At 69.3% G+C, this 1,929-nt stretch carries 2 protein-coding genes; one reads left to right on the top strand and one right to left on the bottom strand.

Annotated features, from left to right (window positions below):
* Positions 1 to 64 precede the first annotated feature (64 nt).
* Positions 65 to 814, bottom strand: a complete 750-nt coding sequence (locus tag ACSW7Y_RS17105) for a tryptophan-rich sensory protein (RefSeq protein ID WP_438127421.1) — start codon at positions 812 to 814, stop codon at positions 65 to 67.
* A 79-nt stretch (positions 815 to 893) separates the two neighbouring features.
* On the opposite strand from ACSW7Y_RS17105, the gene ACSW7Y_RS17100 reads away from it, so the two are divergent.
* Positions 894 to 1,877, top strand: a complete 984-nt coding sequence (locus tag ACSW7Y_RS17100; RefSeq protein WP_438127420.1) for a magnesium and cobalt transport protein CorA — start codon at positions 894 to 896, stop codon at positions 1,875 to 1,877.
* Positions 1,878 to 1,929 lie beyond the last annotated feature (52 nt).

Below are 1,929 nucleotides of genomic sequence, written 5' to 3'. Positions count from 1 at the left end.
GCAACCGACCCCGCACCCTCAGGCTGAACCTCGTCGTTTTCGTCGAAGTTCATTTCCGTCATGGCTAAATGCACACGTACACGTCGACCACGACCACGGCGACCACGGCCGTCACGGCCGTCGGCACCGACACGAGCGGCCCGTCGAGCCGACCGACCGCCACCCATGCGAGGCCCCAAGACAGCGAGACCGTCGGAGCGAGCCGACCCCGACCCCAGACCGCGAGCAGGACCCCGACGAGTCCGGCCACCGCGGCGACGAGCACGCCCCACACGTCCTGCCCGAGCCCGAAGCCCCGGAAGCCGGCAGCCGTCAGCACCGCCGCGGTGTTCGCCGCCGTCGCCACGCAGACCCACCCGAGGTAGAGCCCGAACGTGCCGTCGGTGACGATCGCCTCGACGACGCCGGACGGCCGCGTGCGCCGCAGGATCGCGAACGTCCACACGAGCACCACGAGCAGCGCCACGATGATCGGCTCGCTCGCCCAGAGGAAGCCGAACTGCACGGACAGGATCCACGCGGCGTTGAGCAGGAGTGACAGCGTCGCTGGGAGGGCCAGCCGTGCGTGCCGCTCGTCGTCCGCGGTCCGGAACAGCTGCCGCACCGCGTACACGATCAGCCCGAGGTAGATCACCGACCAGATGCCGAACGCCGGTCCGTCCGGCGCGATCGACGTCGACGACGCGGAGAGCGCTCCGCCCGCGGCGTCCTGGATCGGGGTGCCGCCCGCGGCGCCCGATCCGATGAACGAACCGACCACCGCGATCACCGCGCTCACGACGACGACGATCCGCCACGTCCGTGTCCCAGTCATGTCCACTCCCTTCGTCAGCATGCTGATGACCGGGACGGTACGCGCCCACACCCTGCGCGTCCTGCGTACGGTGGGGGACGTGAGCGTGGAGCTGAACACCGTGTACGTCGACAAGATCGCGCCGATCGCGTGTCCGTCGCTCCCGGACACCTTCCGGATGCTCGAGGACCAGGACGCGAGCGCGTGCATCGTGCTCCACCAACCCGACGCCGAGGAGCTCGGGGACGTCGCCGTCGCACTCGGCCTGCACGAGCTCGCCGTCGAGGACGCCGCCGAGGGACACCAACGGCCGAAGCTCGAGCGGTACGGCACGACGCTCTTCGTGGTGCTGAAGCCCGCGGTTTACCACGACGCGAAGGAGGAGGTCGAGTTCGGCGAGGTGCACGCCTTCGTCGGGCAGGACTTCTTCCTGGCCGTCGTCCCCGCCGACCCACGCGGGCCGCAGGCCGTCCCGCGTGCCCTGCAGCGCATGAGCGGGAAGCCCGGGCTCGTCACGGCAGGACCGCAGGCCCAGCTGTGGGCGCTGATGGACTCGATCGTCGACGGCTACCTGCCGGTGATCGACGGTCTCGAGGAGGACATCAACCAGATCGAGGACCAGCTCTTCGCCGGCGTCGCCGGGGTCTCGAGGCGCATCTACGAGCTGTTCGGCGAGGTCGTCGCGTTCCAGCGGGCCGCCCGACCACTCGTGTACATGATCGAGAACCTGCACCGCGGCGCCGAGAAGTACCACCTGCCCGTCGAGATGCAGCGCCGGTTCCGTGACGTCCTCGACCACGCGATCCGCACGGTCGAGCGCCTCGACACGTTCCGCCAGCTCCTGCAGAACGCCCTGACGGTCGACTCGACGCTCGCTGCGCAGAAGCAGAACGACGACACGAAGCGCATCTCCGGCTGGGCGGCGATCCTCTTCGCGCCGACGCTCATCGCGGCGATCTACGGGATGAACTTCACGCACATGCCCGAACTGCAGTGGACGTGGGGGTACCCGCTGTCCATCCTCGCCATGATCCTGTTCGCCGCGATCCTGTTCATCGTCTTCAAGGTCAAACGCTGGTTCTGACGGCGCACGACGCACGACGGGTCGGACGGGAGGCCCGTGGCGGCGCCGCCAC

The organism is Curtobacterium flaccumfaciens, from assembly GCF_051548005.1.
In the GTDB taxonomy this organism is placed as follows: domain Bacteria; phylum Actinomycetota; class Actinomycetes; order Actinomycetales; family Microbacteriaceae; genus Curtobacterium.
The sequence above is the reverse complement of the archived record's forward strand: the minus strand, read 5'-3'. Positions and strand labels throughout refer to the sequence as shown.

Excerpts from the sequence above, each read along its gene's own strand:
- ACSW7Y_RS17105 (WP_438127421.1), bottom strand. The coding sequence starts at position 814 with ATGACTGGGACACGGACGTGGCGGATCGTCGTCGTCGTGAGCGCGGTG.